Annotated in this window: 21 protein-coding genes; 9 read left to right on the top strand and 12 right to left on the bottom strand. The window is 62.4% G+C overall.

Translation table 11 applies throughout. The features are described 5' to 3' along the window. Positions 1-30: 30 nt before the first annotated feature. The gene (locus ACK3CV_RS07135) at positions 31-783 is read left to right on the top strand and encodes an SDR family NAD(P)-dependent oxidoreductase (protein WP_164141978.1); all 753 of its coding nucleotides are present in this window, start codon (positions 31-33) and stop codon (positions 781-783) included. On the opposite strand, the gene ACK3CV_RS07140 is transcribed toward ACK3CV_RS07135, so the two are convergent. Further along, a complete protein-coding gene (locus ACK3CV_RS07140) occupies positions 768-1,664 on the bottom strand; it encodes a LysR substrate-binding domain-containing protein (RefSeq protein WP_049195895.1) in 897 nt (298 codons plus the stop codon). The two genes, ACK3CV_RS07135 and ACK3CV_RS07140, sit on opposite strands and share 16 nt — an antisense overlap. Before the next feature lie 116 nt (positions 1,665-1,780). Here ACK3CV_RS07140 and ACK3CV_RS07145 point away from each other — a divergent pair, with 116 nt between their 5' ends. After that, positions 1,781-2,560, top strand: coding sequence for a HalD/BesD family halogenase (locus tag ACK3CV_RS07145; protein ID WP_049195894.1), 780 nt, complete (start codon positions 1,781-1,783; stop codon positions 2,558-2,560). A gap of 37 nt (positions 2,561-2,597) precedes the next feature. Here the strand turns inward: ACK3CV_RS07145 and ansP are convergent, their stop codons facing one another. Both ansP and ACK3CV_RS07155 read right to left on the bottom strand, forming a co-directional pair. After that, complete coding sequence (ansP, locus tag ACK3CV_RS07150; RefSeq protein ID WP_164037440.1) at positions 2,598-4,064, bottom strand: L-asparagine permease; 1,467 nt, start codon at positions 4,062-4,064, stop codon at positions 2,598-2,600. A 436-nt stretch (positions 4,065-4,500) separates the two neighbouring features. After that, on the bottom strand, positions 4,501-4,938 hold the full coding sequence (locus ACK3CV_RS07155; protein ID WP_033637530.1) for a PACE efflux transporter: 438 nt from the start codon (positions 4,936-4,938) through the stop codon (positions 4,501-4,503). A 112-nt stretch (positions 4,939-5,050) separates the two neighbouring features. Here ACK3CV_RS07155 and ACK3CV_RS07160 point away from each other — a divergent pair, with 112 nt between their 5' ends. After that, entirely contained in the window at positions 5,051-5,944 is an 894-nt protein-coding gene (locus ACK3CV_RS07160; RefSeq protein ID WP_033637531.1) for a LysR family transcriptional regulator, read from the top strand. Between the two features lie 16 nt (positions 5,945-5,960). Here the strand turns inward: ACK3CV_RS07160 and ACK3CV_RS07165 are convergent, their stop codons facing one another. Together ACK3CV_RS07165 and ACK3CV_RS07170 are read right to left on the bottom strand one after the other, a co-directional pair. After that, on the bottom strand, positions 5,961-6,524 hold the full coding sequence (locus tag ACK3CV_RS07165) for a DedA family protein (protein ID WP_033637532.1): 564 nt from the start codon (positions 6,522-6,524) through the stop codon (positions 5,961-5,963). Between the two features lie 50 nt (positions 6,525-6,574). Continuing rightward, complete coding sequence (locus tag ACK3CV_RS07170; RefSeq protein ID WP_164141979.1) at positions 6,575-7,252, bottom strand: DJ-1/PfpI family protein; 678 nt, start codon at positions 7,250-7,252, stop codon at positions 6,575-6,577. A 91-nt stretch (positions 7,253-7,343) separates the two neighbouring features. Between ACK3CV_RS07170 and ACK3CV_RS07175 the strand changes: the two genes are divergently transcribed. From ACK3CV_RS07175 to pbpG, 3 genes are all read left to right on the top strand, one after another. After that, on the top strand, positions 7,344-8,288 hold the full coding sequence (locus tag ACK3CV_RS07175; RefSeq protein ID WP_033653487.1) for a GlxA family transcriptional regulator: 945 nt from the start codon (positions 7,344-7,346) through the stop codon (positions 8,286-8,288). Between the two features lie 45 nt (positions 8,289-8,333). Further along, positions 8,334-9,437, top strand: coding sequence for an adenosylhomocysteinase (locus ACK3CV_RS07180; RefSeq protein WP_164141981.1), 1,104 nt, complete (start codon positions 8,334-8,336; stop codon positions 9,435-9,437). 151 nt (positions 9,438-9,588) lie between these two features. After that, the gene (gene pbpG, locus ACK3CV_RS07185; RefSeq protein WP_041033978.1) at positions 9,589-10,518 is read left to right on the top strand and encodes a D-alanyl-D-alanine endopeptidase; all 930 of its coding nucleotides are present in this window, start codon (positions 9,589-9,591) and stop codon (positions 10,516-10,518) included. A gap of 34 nt (positions 10,519-10,552) precedes the next feature. Here pbpG and ACK3CV_RS07190 read toward each other — a convergent pair whose 3' ends face one another. Then, positions 10,553-11,008, bottom strand: a complete 456-nt coding sequence (locus ACK3CV_RS07190; protein WP_164141984.1) for a GNAT family N-acetyltransferase — start codon at positions 11,006-11,008, stop codon at positions 10,553-10,555. A gap of 75 nt (positions 11,009-11,083) precedes the next feature. On the opposite strand from ACK3CV_RS07190, the gene ACK3CV_RS07195 reads away from it, so the two are divergent. The 3 genes from ACK3CV_RS07195 (at position 11,084) to ACK3CV_RS07205 (ending at position 13,556) form a co-directional block, all read left to right on the top strand. Next, a complete protein-coding gene (locus ACK3CV_RS07195) occupies positions 11,084-11,488 on the top strand; it encodes a VOC family protein (RefSeq protein WP_033637539.1) in 405 nt (134 codons plus the stop codon). Between the two features lie 79 nt (positions 11,489-11,567). Further along, entirely contained in the window at positions 11,568-12,533 is a 966-nt protein-coding gene (locus ACK3CV_RS07200) for an alpha/beta fold hydrolase (protein ID WP_239504674.1), read from the top strand. 102 nt (positions 12,534-12,635) lie between these two features. Next, the gene (locus tag ACK3CV_RS07205; protein ID WP_033653484.1) at positions 12,636-13,556 is read left to right on the top strand and encodes a DUF808 domain-containing protein; all 921 of its coding nucleotides are present in this window, start codon (positions 12,636-12,638) and stop codon (positions 13,554-13,556) included. Positions 13,557-13,598: 42 nt separating this feature from the next. Here ACK3CV_RS07205 and ACK3CV_RS07210 read toward each other — a convergent pair whose 3' ends face one another. The 6 genes from ACK3CV_RS07210 to ACK3CV_RS07235 all read right to left on the bottom strand — a co-directional run bounded on the left by ACK3CV_RS07210 (position 13,599) and on the right by ACK3CV_RS07235 (position 17,392). After that, entirely contained in the window at positions 13,599-13,682 is an 84-nt protein-coding gene (locus ACK3CV_RS07210; RefSeq protein WP_016928643.1) for a small membrane protein YohP, read from the bottom strand. A 103-nt stretch (positions 13,683-13,785) separates the two neighbouring features. Continuing rightward, the gene (locus ACK3CV_RS07215) at positions 13,786-14,325 is read right to left on the bottom strand and encodes a GNAT family N-acetyltransferase (protein WP_164141985.1); all 540 of its coding nucleotides are present in this window, start codon (positions 14,323-14,325) and stop codon (positions 13,786-13,788) included. Positions 14,326-14,483: 158 nt separating this feature from the next. Beyond that, a complete protein-coding gene (locus tag ACK3CV_RS07220) occupies positions 14,484-15,296 on the bottom strand; it encodes a MetQ/NlpA family lipoprotein (RefSeq protein WP_164037426.1) in 813 nt (270 codons plus the stop codon). Positions 15,297-15,426: 130 nt separating this feature from the next. Continuing rightward, the gene (locus ACK3CV_RS07225) at positions 15,427-16,278 is read right to left on the bottom strand and encodes a DUF1460 domain-containing protein (protein WP_033637543.1); all 852 of its coding nucleotides are present in this window, start codon (positions 16,276-16,278) and stop codon (positions 15,427-15,429) included. A 104-nt stretch (positions 16,279-16,382) separates the two neighbouring features. Next, positions 16,383-16,925, bottom strand: coding sequence for a GNAT family N-acetyltransferase (locus tag ACK3CV_RS07230; protein ID WP_164141987.1), 543 nt, complete (start codon positions 16,923-16,925; stop codon positions 16,383-16,385). Further along, on the bottom strand, positions 16,925-17,392 hold the full coding sequence (locus ACK3CV_RS07235; protein ID WP_033637546.1) for an acyltransferase: 468 nt from the start codon (positions 17,390-17,392) through the stop codon (positions 16,925-16,927). The genes ACK3CV_RS07230 and ACK3CV_RS07235 overlap by 1 nt, the downstream gene beginning before the upstream one ends. Positions 17,393-17,442 lie beyond the last annotated feature (50 nt).

Consider the following 17,442-nt stretch of genomic DNA (forward strand, 5'->3'; position numbering starts at 1 on the left):
CCCTGAGTTCAATCTGGCAGGAGAACGGCTATGCAAGATTTCAAACATCGGGTGGCGCTGGTGACCGGCGCTTCCACCGGCATCGGCGAAGCGATCGCCGCCGAACTGTTTCGGCGCGGCGCCACGGTGGTGATGACCGGCCGCCACGCCGCACCTCTCGTAGCCGCCGCCGCGCGGCTCGATCCCGAGGGCCGGCGGGTGATGACGTTGCGGATGGACGTGCGCGATGCGCCGTCGGTGCAGCAGGGCATTGAAGAGACGGTGCGGCGCTGCGGCGCGCTGCATCTGTTGGTCAACAACGCAGGGATCACCGGCCCGCACGAGGTGGACATCGATCGGTACGCGGTCGAAGATTGGCATGAGGTGATCGCCACCTGCCTGAGCGGCACGTTTTTCGGCATGAAGTACGGCCTGCCGGCGATCGTCGCCGGCGGCGGCGGGGCGGTGGTGAACCTCTCTTCCGCCAACGGCGTGGTGGGCATTGCCGGGATCGCGCCTTATACCGCCGCCAAGCATGGCGTGTTGGGCCTGACGCGCTCGGCGGCGCTGGAGTTCGCCACGCGCGGCGTGCGCATCAACGCCGTCGGGCCGGGCTATGTGGAGACGCCGGCGATGAGGAAACTGCCGGCGTCGGCGCGGGCGCAGATGGCCGCTTCGCACCCGATGGGGAGAATGGCGACGCGGGAAGAGGTGGCAAAAACGGTGGCTTTCCTGCTCTCGGACGACAGCAGTTTCACCACAGGCGCGTTTTACAGCATCGACGGCGGTTATACCGCGCGCTGAGCCAGCGCCTGCAGCCAACTGAGAAACGCCGCTGCGCCGGGTTTTTCCAGCGTGCGCGGCGGGTAAACCACGTAGTAGGGTTTGCTGAGCGGCAGCGCCGGTTCGGCCAGGGTGACCAACTGGCCTGCCGCCAGTTCTCGGCCGATCAACCGCCGCTGGCCGAGCAGCACCCCGCGCCCTTGCACGGCGGCGTCGATGGCCAGCGAGGTCAGGTTATAGGTCAGCCCGCGCCGCGCCGGCGGCATTCGATCGGCGGCGGTGAACCACTCGTGCCAGCCCGGCAGAAACTGGCTCTCCTTGCCCCAGTCGACGTGGATCAGCGGCAACTGCGTCCAGTCGCCGCGATCGCGCAGCGCCGGGCTGCACACCGGCTGCACCCGATCCTGAAACAGCCGCACCTTTTCCAGCAGCGGATAGTCCTGATCGCCAAAGCACAGGGCGAAGTCCGCCGCCGAATGGGCGAAATCGACCGCCGCATGGGTGGCGTGCAGCCGCAGATCGCCGTCGGGGCACTGCGCCAACCAGTCGCCCAGCGCCGGGTTCAGCCACTTGGAGGCCAACGCCGGCAGGGCGAACACCGTCAGCGTCTGTTTGCCGCGCTGGCGCTCGACGTGCTGCTGCGCCACGCGCAGCGTTTCGAACGCCTCCTGCACGTAGGCCAGGTAGTCCGCTCCCTGTTCGGTCAGCGTGACGCCGCTTTTGGCGCGAATGAACAGCGTGATGCCCAGATGCTGTTCGAGCTGGCGGATCTGCTGGCTGACGGCGGCGGCGGTCAGCGCCAGCGCATCCGCCGCACGGGCCAGGCTGCCGGTGCGAGCGGCGGTTTCGAACGCCAGAATGGCGCTCAGCTTGGGCAAGCGCACGCGGGATGGTGAGTGCATGGGCAGGGCTATCGCTAAGAATTGGTTAGCTTATCCATAACGTATTTTTGTTATGGCGGCAATGCGCCATTCGCTACAGTGAGAGGCATCCGGCTATCGCACACGAGGGGAACGCCATGCCGCAACTTGCCGATATTATCGATCTGTCCGCCCATCCCATCGACGACGCCGCGTTCCGCACCCGTTGCCGGCAAACGCTGGAGCGCGCCGGCGCGCTGGTGCTGCCGGGATTTCTGCGTGCCGCCGCGCTGGCGACGGTGCGGTTGGAAGGCGCCGAACAGCACCATGCGGCGTTTTACGCCACCAGCAAACACAACGTGTATCTACGGCCGCAGGACGATACGCTGCCGGCCGATCACGCGCGCAACCGGCTGGTGGTGTCGTCCAAGGGCTGCATTACCGACGAGGATATCCCGCCGCAGTCGCCGCTGCGCGCGCTGTACGATGCCCCGGCGTTTCGCGCGTTCCTCTGCGCGGTGTTGGATGAGGCGCAGCTGTATCCCTACGCCGATCGGCTGTCGTCGATCAACCTGCATTACGCCCACACCGGCCAGGAGCTGGGCTGGCACTTCGACAACTCGTCGTTCGCCATCACGCTGCTGATCCAGAAACCGGCGGCGGGCGGGCGTTTCGAGTACGTGGAGAACCTGCGCGACGCCGATCGCGGCGAGATGAACTATGCCGGGGTCACGCAGGTGCTGGACGGCGAGCGGGCGGTCAAACGGCTGGCGATGGAGGAGGGGGATTTGGTGCTGTTTCGCGGGCGCAACGCCATGCACCGGGTGACGCCGACCGAAGGCGACACCACGCGCATGCTGGTGGTGCTGGCCTACAATGCACAGCCGGACGTGATGCTGTCGGAAAGCGCCAGAATGACGTTCTACGGCCGCTTATAGCGGATAAAAAAACCGCCCCGGAGGGCGGTTTGTCGATTCAGTGCGGGGTCTGCTCTTCGTGAGCCTGCTGCTCCCGCTTCACTTCCTGCGCGCGCTTGCGCAGGCCGAACCAGCCCAGCGTCAGCAGCACCGCCAGCACCGGAATGGTGGCGATGGTCCAGGTGCCGTTCGGGTAGTCGAACGCCATCATCACCACCACGATCAGCAGGAACGCCAGCGTCAGCCAGGAGGTGAACGGCGCGCCCGGCATTTTGAACGAGACCGGCTGCGCGCGGCCTTCGCGCACGGCTTTGCGCAGGCGCATCTGGCAGACGATGATAAACGCCCAGGAGGCGATGATGCCCAGCGAGGCGATGTTCAACACGATCTCGAATACCTGCGACGGCACCAGATAGTTGAGCACCACGCCGATCACGTAGATGCCGCAGGTGACCAGGATGCCGGCGTAAGGCACCTGCTGGCTGCTCATTTTGGCCATCAGCTTCGGCGCGGAGCCGCCCATTGCCAGCGAGCGCAGGATGCGGCCGGTGGAGTAGAGGCCGGAGTTGAGGCTGGACAGCGCGGCGGTCAACACCACGATGTTCATGATGGTGCCGATGTAAGGCACGCCCAGCTTGCTGAAGAAGGTGACGAACGGGCTTTGGCCGGCCTGGTAGGCGTTCCACGGCAGCAGCAGCACCAACAGCACCACGGAGCCGACGTAGAACAGGCCTATACGCCAGATCACGCTGTTGATCGCTTTGGGCATCATTTTGGCCGGATCTTTACACTCGCCGGCGGCGGTGCCGATCAGCTCGATGCCGGCAAAGGCGAAGATCACCCCTTGCACCAGTACCAGCGCCGGCAGCAGGCCGTGCGGGAACATGCCGCCGTTTTCGGTGATCAGGTGCATGCCGGTGGTGTGGCCGGCGACCGGGGTGCCGGTGCCGAGGAAGACGACGCCGACAATCAGGAACAGCGCGATGGCGACCACCTTGATCAGCGCGAACCAGAACTCCATCTCGGCGAACCATTTCACGCCGATCATGTTCATGGTGGCGACGATGCCGAGCGCACCGAGGGCGAACAACCACTGCGGCACGTCGGCGAAGGTGCCCCAGTAGTGCATGTACAGCGCCACCGCGGTGATGTCGACGATGCCGGTCATCGCCCAGTTGAGGAAATACATCCAGCCGGCGACGTAAGAGGCTTTCTCACCGAGAAACTCGCGGGCGTAGGAAACGAAGCTGCCGCTGGAAGGGCGATGCAGCACCAGCTCGCCCAGCGCGCGCAGGATGAAGAAAGAGAAGATCCCGCACACCAGATAGACCAGCGCCAACGCCGGCCCGGCCAACTCGAGACGGCCGCCGGTACCGAGGAACAAGCCGGTGCCGATCGAACCGCCGATGGCGATCATTTGGATCTGCCGGTTGCCCATGCTTTTGTGATAACCGGATTCATGGGAGTCTAGCCAGCGTCTTCTGGCGGCGTGTTTATCGTCCGCCGACTTTTTTTGTGAGTGCATTATCCGTCCTGTTTACCTGTCTATGATGAACGCCGCCCTGAGCTGCAGGGCAAACGATTGCCATCAGCAATCGTAATGAGAATGAGGTCGTGGCATCATTCCGCTGTTTATTGTGTATACAGCCGCCGTTAAATAACGGCGTGGCATGCTACCGTTTCCCGATAAAGCTGGCAAAAAAACCTGCGTACAAAGCGTGAACAATTGTGTGTATTTTTTAAACTGAAAACAAAAGCGCATATTATTCAGTAAGATGAGTCTCATTATCAACACGGAAATATCGAACGATAAAAGTGATTGAAATCACAGAATAATAATTACCGCGCAAATTAAAGGGATTTTGAAGTTATTTTGCGTGAGGGGGAAGGCGGGCGGAAAATAAAGCGATGGCGCCTGCGCAGTAATTAGCGTGCGCAGGCGAATCGGACGCGGGGGCTTTTTAGGCGGATTCACCGGCCGGCAGAGCCGAAGCCGGCAGGCCGAACAGCTTGTCGAACGCCCAGTTAAACAGGAAGGTGTAGCAAGGAATGATGACGATCAGCGCCATATCCAGCAGCAGCGCCTGCCACAGCGTGATGCCCATCCACCAGGCGATCAGCGGGATCAGATACACCACCAGCGTCAGCTGAAAGCCGACGGCGTGCAAAATGCGGCGCTTGAGGGTGCGGGTGCGCGACAGCTGGCGGCTTTCCCACCACTCGAATAAAGAGTTGTAAATAAAGTTCCAGCTTACCGCGATGGTGGTGATCACCACCGCCAGCGGCCCGGTGCTGCTCGGCGCATGGCCCGACAGCAGCGCCAGCCCCAGCGCCGAGATCGCCATGCCGATGATTTCATAAGCGGTGACATACACCAGTTTGCGTTTGACGCCTTGCATTGTTTTCTCCCGATCTGTTTTTAGTTGCCTCTGCGGCGACGGCGGCTAAGATAACGTCAATCACATTGATAGAAAAAGTCAGGAGCTGTCAGTTTAACTGACAGGTTAAACGATGAACTTTTCCAGCGACAATATCGAACTGTTTCTGGCGGTGCTCGATCGCGGTTCGTTTTCCGCCGCCGCCCGCGCGCTGCGGCGAGTACCGTCCGCCGTCAGCATGGGCATCGCCAACATGGAGGCGGAACTCGGTTTCGCGCTGTTCGATCGCTCACACCGGGAACCGACGCCGACCGCGCTGGCGTTGGCCCTGGCGCCGCACGCCCGCCTGATCGCCGGGCAGCTCAAGCAGCTGCAGGTGCACGCCATCGAACTGTCTCAGGGGCTGGAGAGCCGGCTTTCGATCGGCGTGGCGTCGGACATTAACGGCGCCAGCCTGCTGGCGGCGGTGAAGACGCTGTCGCAGCGTTATCCGTTGCTCAACATCGAAGTGCTCAGCGCGCCGCAGGACGACGTGCTGCACATGCTGCACCAGGAGCGTATTGGCGTTTGCCTGGCGTTCGGCGGGCTAAACATCAACAGCGCGGAGCAGTTCCACTCCGTCGGCGCGGAATCGCTGGTGGCGATGGTCTCGCCGCAGCACCCGGCGCTGGACGGCGCGGCGGGCGAGCTGTTTCTCGAGGATCTGGTCAACGTGCGGCAGATCATGGTGGCCAGCCGCGATCTGCCGATCGGCGATCTGCGCCCGCAGGTGGCGGAGGCCTACTGGCGCACCGACAGCCTGCCGATGGCGCTGAACATGGTGGAGGCGGGCCTGGGGTGGGGCAATTTCCCGCTGTCGCTGGCCGAGCCGCTGCTGGCGCAGGGGCGGCTGGTGCGGCTGAAATTCAAAAACACCAAGAACGAGCTGCGCTTGCCGATGCATTTGATCTGGCTGAAGAATCGCCCGCTGGACAAGGCGGCGCGCGAACTGGTCGAGCTGATGCGCGCGGCACCGCAGGAAGGCTGACGCCCGCTACGCTGGCTTATTCCGCGTGGCGTTTGCGCCACCAGAAGCGCACCAGCAGGATGGCGGCGATCGCCAGCGCGACAAACAGCAGGCTGGAGAGTTTTTTGTCGAAGCCGGTAACGAAGCGTTCGATCGCCTGGCCGCCAAAATAGCCGAGCATGACGAAGATCGTCGCCCACAGAATGGCGCCGAGGATATTGAGCGGCACGAAGCGCGATGGCGGCAGGCGGCTGGCGCCGATCAGCACCGGGCCGATGATGCGGAAGCCGTACATAAAGCGCACCCCGATAACGAACAGCATCGGGTGGCGGGCGATCAGCCTTCTGGCGCGCGCGATGCGCTTTTCCTGCCCCTTGAGCCGCGAGATGACCCGGCCTTCGAACCGGCGGCCGGCGAAGTACAGCAGTTGATCCCCCAGCGTGCCGCCCAGCGCCACCACCGCGATCACCCACGGCCAGTGCAGCAAGCCTTCATGGGCGGCGATGCCGCCCAGCAGCGTGATAGTCTCTCCCTCAGCCAGGCAGCCGATAAACAACGCCCAGTAACCGTAGTCCGTAATGTAGTGGGCCAAATCGGTCATTCCTTACTCCTTATGTGACTGACGCATAAGGGCAAGTATACGCCCGATCGCTAGCCTTGGGCGATCTGGGCCACCAACGCTCTGCGCCGTGCCAGGCTTTCCGCCATTTGTGCCTGTACCCTGGCGTAAATGTGCGGCGGGGCCAGTTCCGGCGTGCCGCCCGTGAACGGCGGGGCCGGGGCGTATTCCAGATAGAGTTGGATCGTTTGGGCAGTGTCTTCGCCGTGCAGTTCGGCGATCAGCGCCAGCGCAAAGTCTATGCCGGCGGTGACGCCGCCGCCGCTGATCACGTTGCCGTCGCGCTCTACGCGTGCAGCGCTGGGGATGGCGCCGAACTGCGCCAGGCTGTCGCGCATCGACCAGTGGCAGGCGGCGCGTTTGCCCGGCAGCAAGCCGGCGGCGGCCAGGATCAGCGAACCGGTGCACACCGAGGTCAGGTAGCGGGCATCGGCGCCCAGCCGCCGGATTTGCCGCATGAACGCTTCATCCTGCAATGCCTGGGTGCAGCCGCTGCCGCCCGGCACGCACAGCACGTCGCAGCGCGCGATCTCCGGCAGCGGGCGCAACTGGGCGAAGTGCAAGCCTTCCGATTCGACATCCGCGCCGTCTACCGAAGCGACGATGATTTCCGCCCCCGGCATGTGGCGCAGAAACTGCAGCGGGCCGGTGAAGTCGAGCTGGGTGACGCCTTGATAGATGGGAAATACAATCACGAGTGGTTCAGACATGACATTCGCCTCATTTTTATCGTTGGACCTGGGCCATAATAGCCGCCCTGTTTTTGGCTGGTATGACAGATAACCCTCAAAAAGCGCCATCATGAAAACGATCGGTTTTGTGGTTTTTCCCGGTTTCAACCTGCTGGACTTTGCCGGCCCGCTGGCGGCGTTCGATAACGTCAGCCAGTTTACCGATCCGCCGGCCTACCGCTGCGTGGCGATCTCGCCGCAGGGCGGGATGGTCGCCAGCTCGGCCGGGGTGGAGATCGCCACGCAGCCGTGCGGCGACGAGCGTTTCGATACGCTGGTGGTGGCCGGCGGCAGCGGCAACGTGATGGCGGCGCAGTCGCCGGCGCTGGTGGCGTTTCTGACCACCCACAGCCGGCGGGCGCGGCGCATCGCCAGCGTGTGCACCGGCGCGTTTATTCTGGCGGCCTGCGGTTTGCTGGACGGCAAGCGCGCCACCACCCATTGGTATCACGCGGCGCGGCTGCAGCAGAGTTATCCGCGCATCCGCGTCGACAGCAACCGTATCTTCATTCGCGACGGCGATATCTGGACCTCGGCCGGCATCAGCGCCGGTATCGATCTGGCGCTGGCGTTGATAGAAGACGACCTTGGCGCCACCCTGGCGGCGGCCGTGGCGCGGCAGCTGGTGGTCTATCATCGGCGCCCCGGCGGGCAGTCGCAGTATTCGCTGCTGCTGGCGTTGAACCCGTCGTCGGATCGCATGCGCGCCGCGCTGTCGTTCGCGCGCGAGCACTTGCACCTGCCGCTGTCGGTGGCGGATCTGGCCGACGCCGCCTGCCTGAGCGAGCGCCAGTTCGGCCGGCTGTTCCGCGCCGAAACCGGGCAGACGCCGGCCAAGGTGATCGAACAACTGCGGGTGGAGGCGGCCAGGGTGCGCATCGAAGAGAGCGCCGAGCCGCTGGAGGCGATCGCCCGTTCGGTGGGGTTCAGCGATCCGGAGCGCATGAGGCGGGCGTTTATCCGCGTATTTGGCCTGTCGCCGCAGGCGATCCGCCGGCTCGGCCGCGCGGGATAACTTTTTTGCCACGCCTGGCGGCGGGGCACACCAGAGGAGCAACGGATGTATCAGGATTTCGAGAGCGAATTGAACTGGGCGATGCGCCATATGCCGCGCACCCGGGCGGCGGTGGCGGCGTTGCCGGACCTGCACGGGGTGCGGCTGGCGTGCAATATGCACCTGGATCTGAAAATGGCGCCGCTGGTGGCCGGCCTGCTGGATAAGGGCGCGGCGATCTTCCTGACCACCTGCAATCCCACCACGGTGCAGAACGACGTGGTGGCCTGGCTGGAACGGCGGGGCGCGCAGGCCTATGCCTGGCGCGACATGAACGCCGGCGAGTGGTCGGAATCTTTCGACCGCGCGCTGGCCTGGCAGCCGACCCACCTGTGCGAAATGGGGGCAGATCTGACCACCCGTTTGCACCAATCGCCGAACGGCCCGCGGATCGTCGCCGGGCTGGAGGCCACCGGCTCGGGCATCAGCCGGTTAAACGGCGTGGCGCCGCGCTACCCGATCTTCAACTGGGACGATCTGCCGGTGAAAGAGGGGCTGCACAATCGGCATATGGTTGGGCTGACCGCCTGGCACACCTTCTTCCAGACCACCCATTTGACGCTGCACGAAAAGCGCGTGCTGGTGATCGGCTACGGCCTGGTCGGGCAGGGGACAGCGGCGGCGGCCAGGGCTTACGGCGGCCAGGTGATGGTGGCGGAAATCGATCCGGCGCGCGCGCTGCAGGCGCGTTATGACGGCTGGCAGGTGGTGGATCTGGCGAGCGCCGTCGCGCAGGCGGACGTGATCGCTACCGCAACCGGCGCGAAAAACGTGCTCTCGGCGCAGCATTTGCAACAGGCGCAAGACGGCGTGTTTATCCTCAACGTCGGCCACGTGGCAGAAGAGATCGACGTCGGCTTCCTGCAAGGCCTGCCGCACCACGAGCCGATGCCTTATGTGAACGCTTACCAACTTAATGAGAATACGGTGTATTTGCTGGCCAACGGCTCGATGTTTAACCTGACCGCCGGCTATGGCGACAGCCTTAACGCCTTCGATGTGACGCTGGCGGTGATGGCGGCCGGCATCGGCCATATCGTCGGCGCCGGGGCGCGGCAAACACCGGGGCTGTACCTGTTGCCGCAGTCGGCCTGGCAGCCGGCGCTGTAACTTTTTCCACGCGGGCGTTCATCCCAGAGCGCCCGCGGGCTGCGTCGTTTTTCAGCGGACAGAATTTGTCACAAATCCGCCATACAATCCCAGTGCCAAGCGCTGAACCCTCACATATAATTCGCTGAGTTCAAGCCCCCATTTCAGAGTAATGCCTGTGAAAATACGTGTTTTGGTTCTGACCCTGCTCGCTTTGCAGGCGGGCGCAGGCTTTGCGCCGCGCGCGTTGGCCAGCGACAACGCCGCCGCCCTGCACGCCACCCAACCGGAGTTGGCCTCCGGCAGCGCGATGGTCGTCGATATGCAAACCCATAAGGTGATGTATGCGCGCAACCCGGATGAAGTGGTGCCGATCGCCTCGATCACCAAGCTGATGACCGCCATGGTTACGCTCGACGCGCACCTGCCGCTCGACGAGATGCTGGCGGTGGACATCCGCCAGACGCCGGAGATGAAAGGGGTGTATTCACGGGTGCGGCTGAACAGCGAAATCAGCCGTAAGGATATGCTGCTGCTGGCGCTGATGTCGTCGGAAAACCGCGCCGCCGCCAGCCTGGCGCACCACTATCCGGGGGGCTACAACGCCTTCATCAAAGCGATGAACGCCAAGGCCAGGGCGCTGGGCATGACCAATACCCATTATGTGGAACCGACCGGGCTGTCTATTCATAACGTGTCGACGGCGCGCGATCTGACCAAACTGCTGATCGCCACCAAGCAATACCCGTTGATTGGCCAGCTCAGCACCACCACCGAGCGCATGGCCAGCTTCAAAGATCCGAACTATACGCTGCCGTTCCGCAACACCAACCATCTGGTGTATAACCCGAAATGGAACATCCAGCTGACCAAAACCGGCTTCACCAACCAGGCGGGCCACTGCCTGGCGATGCGTACGGTAATCGGTAACCGCTCGGTGTCGCTGGTGGTGCTGGACGCCTTCGGCAAATATACCCACTTCGCCGACGCCAACCGTCTGCGCAGCTGGATTGAAACCGGCAAGGTGACGCCGATCCCGGCCGCCGCCCGTGACTATCGCCGCCAAAAAGACGCCCGTCTGGCGAAGAACGACAGCGAATAACCCGCCTGGCGGCCTGCCCGTTTGCGGCAGGCCGCTATCGGCCCTCGGGCCGTCTGATGACAAATCCCCGCTCGCGATCGCCGTCGAAACCCGCCTTGAGATAAAGCTGGTGCGCGCCGGTGCGTTGCTGCCCCGACAGCAGTATCACCTTGTAACAGCCCTTGCGCCAGGCCAGCTGCAGCGCGTATTCGATCATCGCGAGCGCCACGCCGTGGCCGCGGTAGGGCTCCGCCGTCACCACGTGCTCGATGACGCCGAACGGCTGCGCCTGGTGCGCCAGCCCCGGGATCAGCGCCAGCATGCAGGTGGCGAGCGGCTGTTCCTCTTCCGCTGCCACCACCAGACGAATGGCCGGATCGTCCAGCAGGCGCTGCAGGGCACGGCGCGCGTCGTCGCTGCGCAGCGGCGCATCCTGTGGGCGCAGCTCGCGATACAGAGCCAACAGGCCGTTGAGATCGTCCGGCTGCGCCAGGCGATGAATGATGCTCATGGTTGCTCCTTTCGCCGCTTCAAGGGTAATCCGCTATCCTCCATTAATACCACAACGATTACCGGAGGGGATGTTATGAGTCAGGTTTCGACCTTTGTCATGTTCCAGGGGGAGGCACAGCAGGCGATCGACCTCTACAGCCAGGTGTTTGCGCGTTTTCGGCTCATGCAGGTGCAGCATTACGACCCGACGCCGGACGGTCGGCGATTGATCAAGCATGCCACCATCGATTTCGATCGGCAGAACCTGGTGTTTATCGACAGCCCGATCAGCCATGATTTCAGCTTTACCCCGGCGGTGTCGCTGTTCATCAACTTGCCTAACGAAGAGGCGCTGGAGCAGGCTTTCCACCGCTTGGCGGAGGGCGGCAAGGTGCTGATGCCGCTTGACGACTACGGCTTCAGCGCTCGCTTCGGCTGGCTCAACGATCGCTTTGGGCTCTCCTGGCAGCTCAATGTGCCGGCGGGGGATCTGCCCTGAGGCTAAGGGGGAGTGTGCAAAAGGCATGGTAGTTCCTGCTGTTGTTTCATATGCTTATCGCCGGGGCAGGAACTCTGCCGTGGGGAATACCGACAACATCAGGGAAAGGTGCGAATTGATTGATTTTGACCGCTATGTTGAGCAAGCGAAGTCTTACGGTGAGTGGCCGGGGGCACAGGTGGGCACGTTGTCCGGTTGCGTTGAGGGATTGAGCTACCGCCTGTATCGGCAAACTGCCGAGAGCGAAGACGTGATCGTGGTTTATCACGGCGGCGGGGTTAACAGCGCCGCCGGGTATGACATTCTTGCGCGCCAGCTGGCCGCCGAGCCAACGCTCGCGGTGTGCCTGGTCGATATTCGCGGGCATGGCGATTCCACGGGAGAGTGGGGGACGGTTGAGCGGCCTGAGCGTATTTGGCGCGATGTCGATGTCATCTTGGCGGAAATGCGCCTGCGTTTTCCGTTAGCGCGCAGGCACCTGCTTGGCCATTCCAGCGGCGCCGGGATGTTGCTCAACTACCTGACCCGCTATCCTTGTGAACAGCAGGCGGACAGCCTGATCCTGCTGGCACCCGAGCTGGGGCCATTTTCCGGGATGGCCCGCGATCTGGCGGCGGCGGCCCGTTTTGCCCAGGTGCGGCAATGGCCTTTTGTGGCCAATGCGCTCAGCGGTGGGCGGTGGTTTGGGCAATCTCGGGCGGTCAGCCTGAATTTTCCCCCGGCCGTGCTGGCCGCCGCCCCCGATTTTGTCTGCCAATACAGCGTTAATATGGCTAACGCCTTGACGCCACGTACCCCGGCAAAGCAACTGGCGGCGCTGCGATTGCCGACCTTGTTGCTGGCAGCGGCGCAGGATGAGTTGTTCAGCGCGCAATCCTTGCAGCGTTTCGTCGAACAGCATGGCAGCGTGCATGTTGCCTTTGGTTTGCTTGAGGGCAGTACGCATTTATCGTGCGTCTTTGAGGCCCACGGCCCGGTCCTTCAACATATCTCACGCGCGTTCGCTCTCGGAGCTGATGAGGGACTGTCAGGCGAGAGGTTTTAACTTCCACCCGGCGTTTTCCGCGATCCTCCCATATCCTTTCATGACGCTTTACCGCTATGCTAAATATAGAATGGCCCGTGAACATGAAAAGGATGAATCATTTTGGCAGGAAGTAGCTTACTTACCCTTATCGACGACATTGCCTCGTTGCTGGACGATGTCTCTTTGATGACCAAGATGGCGGCAAAAAAAACCGCTGGGGTGCTGGGGGACGATCTGGCGCTCAACGCGCAGCAGGTCACCGGCGTTAAAGCCGACCGCGAACTGCCGGTGGTGTGGAGCGTCGCCAAAGGTTCGCTGATCAACAAGGCGATCCTGGTGCCGCTGGCGCTGCTGATCAGCGCTTTCGCGCCCTGGGCGATCACGCCGCTGCTGATGGTGGGCGGCGCCTACCTGTGCTACGAAGGGTTCGAAAAGGTGTATCACAGCCTGAGCCAAGACAAGCAGGCGCATGAGGATAAGCAAGACGGACCGGGCGCCAATGAGGATGTGGCGGCCTATGAAAAGCGCAAGATAAAAGGGGCTGTGCGTACCGATTTCGTGTTATCCGCCGAGATTATCGCCATTACGTTGGGCACCGTCGCCGGCGCCACTTTCAGTCAGCAGGTGATCGTGCTGTGCGGCATCGCGCTGGTGATGACGCTGGGGGTTTACGGCATCGTCGCCGGTATCGTCAAGCTGGATGATTTGGGGCTGTACCTGAGCCGCAAGGGCAGCGCGTTGGCGCGCGCCGTCGGCGGCGGCATCGTGCGCGCCGCGCCTTATTTGATGAAAACGCTGTCGATCGTCGGCACAGTCGCCATGTTTATGGTCGGCGGCGGCATCCTGACCCACGGTCTGCCGCCGGTACATCATCTGTTTGAGGACTGGGCTTCCTACGCTACGGTGGTGCCAACGTTGGGGCATATTTTGCAGGGTGTCATTCCAGCCCTGCTGAACGTGGTGTTCGGCGCGATTGCCGGCGGCGTGGTGCTGGCGGTAGTGTCGGCGCTGGGCGCGGTGCGCGCGCGTTTCAAGGCATGATGAAAAGTCTCGCCCCGCAAGGGGCGGGACGGAGCTGACGCTTTAAAAAATCAGTTTGAGAACGCCGGTAATCGTCAACAAACCCACGATGAAGATGATGGCGACAATCCACAGAATAATTTTCATTTACTTCTCCCTTACCGGTTAAATGTGGCGCACGATTGGCGCTAACTTAATGAAATCACTCTTCACTATAGACGCTAACTCCCTATCGTGCGTTGCCGTGCATTCAAGGATGTCGATTGTCGCCCGCGCCCAGCGCGCGCTGCATGAGGTGGGTGTCGCGCCATTCCCCCAGTTTGAACCCCACGGCCTTTAACGTCCCGACGCTGGTAAAGCCGAGCGACTGGTGCAGCGCCAGCGAACCGCGGTTGGCGGCGGAATCGCCGACGATCGCCAGCATCTGGCGCCAGGGGCCTTGCTCGCAGCGGGCGATAAGCTTGCTCAGCAGCGCCTTGCCGACGCCTTTACCCTGTTGCCCCTCGGCGATATACACCGAGTCTTCCACGGTAAAACGATAGGCCGGCCGGGGCCGATACGGCGTGGCATAGCAGTAGCCCACAATATGGCCTTCACTTTTCGCCACCAGCCAGGGCAGCCCGGCTTCTTGCACCTTGCTCAGCCGCAGCTGCATTTCCGCCAGGGGCGGCGGCTGTTCTTCAAACGAGGCGGCACCGTACAGCACGTGGTGGGTGTAAATGCGCAGCACGGCGGCCATATCGTCCGGCGTGGCATCGAGGAGGCTGAGTACGGGAGCGGAGAGCGTCATGGTAATGCCTGTTTACCTTGGAAATCAGCGGATAAACGCCATTATGCGCGCCGCTCGCCGCCGGGGTAAATCGGGTTTTCTTATGGTGAGATAAGAAAAGGCGATGATGATGTGGCAGGGGCTCTTTGGGGAGAGCCCCTGTGGCGCTGTGCCTGGAATTACCAGCCTTTCACCGCGCCGCCGTTGAAGATTTTTTCGGCGGCTTTGGCCACTTCGTCCGACTCATAGGCCTTGATGAAGTTCTGTACGTTTGGCGCGTCCTTGTTGTCTTCGCGGGTGACGATGATGTTGGTGTACGGCGAGTCTTTATCCTCGATGAAGATGCCGTCTTTGGTCGGCGACAGGCCGGTCTGGTTGATGTAGGTGGTGCTGATGACGGCGACGGTGACCTTTGGATCGTCTAACACGTGCGGCAGCTGCGCGCCTTCCAGCTCCATGATTTGGTAACGGTGCGGGTTGGCGCTGATGTCCAGGGCGGTGGGCAACAACCCCTTGCCTTGTTTCAGCGTAATCAATCCGGTTTTTTCCAGCAGCAGCAGAGCGCGCCCCAGGTTGGTCGGATCGAGCGGGATGGCGATCACCGCGCCGTCCGGCAGCTCTTTGAGCGATTTTATCTTTTTGGAGTAGCCGGCCATCGGGAAGACAAAGGTATTGCCGACCGCCACCAGCTTATAGCCGTGATCTTTGTTTTGCTGTTCGAGGAACGGGCGGTGCTGGAACACGTTGGCGTCCAGTTCGCCCTTGTCGGTGGCATCGTTCGGCAGCAGCGAACCGCTGAAGCCGACCAGCTCGACCTCCAGCCCGTATTTCTCTTTCGCCACTTGCCTGGCGACTTCCGCCACGTCCTGTTCCGCGCCGTTGATGACGCCGACCTTGATATGATTCCGATCGGTTTTTTGATCGCAGCCCTGAAGCGCCAAAACGGCGGCGAAGGCCGCCGCCAGAGGGGTGATACGCCAGCGTAAGGTCATCGAAGTCTCCCTGAAAAGAACAATAAAATCAGTTGGTTTTTGTTCTTACAGCTAAGCTTGAACCGCCGATGAAGTCAAACGCTCGCTCAGCATAAACGGCTATAGCTTATAGCCGTTATGCGGCGGGGGATTATCGGCTGAGCGAACGCAGCACCACGATGCCCGGCGTGGCCATCACGTAATCCATAAAGGGCGAATCGACCACCCGCATGTTGGCCTTGCGCGAAGAGGCGTTGCGCAGCACCGGGCCGTTGTCGGTCATTACGAAGATGCCGGTGTGGGTCACGTCCAGCCCGTCCAGGTTGGTGTAAATGCCGATATAATCGCCGGTGCGCAGCTGGGCCAGCACCTTGTCGTCGATGCGGTCGCTGGGGATATAGGTCACGCTGCGTTGTACGTCGGGCAAGCCGGGCAGGTAGCTGCCGCCATCCGCTTTGCGGTTGAGGGTTTTCACGAGGGTGACGGCGTGCGGGCTGAGCCGCGCGGTGATGTCTTCAGCCACTTTTTTTGGCCGCTGCGCCCAATCGGTGAAGAAGTGTTTGCGCTGCGGGAAGGCGATGTTGCCGTCGACGTAGCGAATGTCTACCAGGCGCTGTACGAACTCGCCCTCGCTGCGGGCGGTGCTGAGCGCTTCCACATAATCGATGTAGGTGAAGCAATCCAGCCCGCGGAAGTCGATCACCAGCTGCTCGGGCGTGCTCTGCGAACCGATCAGGCGGTTGGCGAGATAGGGCGTGCCGAGAAACTCGCGCGAAATCAAATCGACGGTGCGGCCATGCGGCTGCGTGGCGGGCCAACCGGCGCGCAGCGCGAGGATCTCATGCAGCTTGCTGCGGGTGCTGGCGTCCATCTGCGGTTGCACCGCCGGCGGCGAAACGGTGACGTCGGTCGGCGGCGTTGCGGGGGAGACGGCGGTGGGGCGCTCGGCGCATCCGCTCATGGCGATAGCTAACATCAGTAAAACAACCTTGTTCTGGTTCATACGGCCCTCCCTGGGTGTCGCTGGCTTATCAGAGTCAGTGATAACAGTTCTCATCCGATGGTAGGGGTTAAAAAGTAAACATAGCCTCAATGGCGGCCGATAAATCAGTAACCGATTTCGCTATTGAACGGCAAATACCAGAACAGCGCGATTTCGTGATCGGCGATCTCCGGCTCGGCGCGGTACAGCAAACGGTCGATGCCGCCGAGAATAAACCCGTAATGCTGGTAGCAGCGACAGGCGGCCAGATTGTTGTTCTGCGTTTCGAGCATCATACCTGAGGTTTCCTGCTGCCGCGCCCACTGTTTGGCGCAGTCCAGCAGCGCCCCGGCGATGCCCTGACGGCGCGCGTGAGCGCTGACCGCGATCTCGTCGATCAGGGTGTAACCGTTCCAGTTTTTGCTCAGCGTGATGTGGCCAACGGCTTGGTCCTGGCGATACGCCAGGAAAGTCGCGCTGTCTTGGTTGGCGAACGGCGCCAGGGAATACTGTTTGCGAAACGGCGCCACCGGGCGGGTTGGCCAGCTGTCGACCGGGGTGTCGAACTGCGGCAGGGCGTAACAGCGGATGGTAAAGCTGAAATCGCTGCGCGTCAGGTAATCATCGGGCAGCGCCTCAATGGCCGCAATGCGGATGGCCGGGGTCATTACGGCAGCTCCCGCAGCAGGCGCGCCGGGTTGCCGGCATAAATCCCCTTGCGGGTGATGTCGCGGGTCACGACCGCCCCGGCGCCGATCACCGCGTCGCTGCAGATCTCCACCGCCAGGATGGTGGCGCCGGAGCCGATGGACACCCGATCGCCGACGCGCGTGCGCCCCCAGCTGGCCGGATCGGCATTGGGTGCGCCGTCTTTGAACAGATCGTTGGCGAAGGTGACGCCGTGGCCGACAAAGCACGCTTCGCCGAGGGTAACGTATTCGCAGATAAAGCTGTGCGACTGAATTTTACTGCGCGCGCCGATGCTGACGTGGCGCTGGATCTCCACGAACGGGCCGACGAAGACATCGTCGCCGAGCCGGCAGCCGTACAGATTGCAGGGCTCGACAACGGTGACGTTGCGCCCGGCGTCGACGTCGACGATCCCCGCCTGGCGGGTGGTGATAACGGATGACATGACCTTCCTCGCAGCCTGGTTTTTATGGTGGGAGTATAAGACAAAGCGCC

The sequence above is a fragment of the Serratia sp. TSO36 genome (assembly GCF_057808395.1).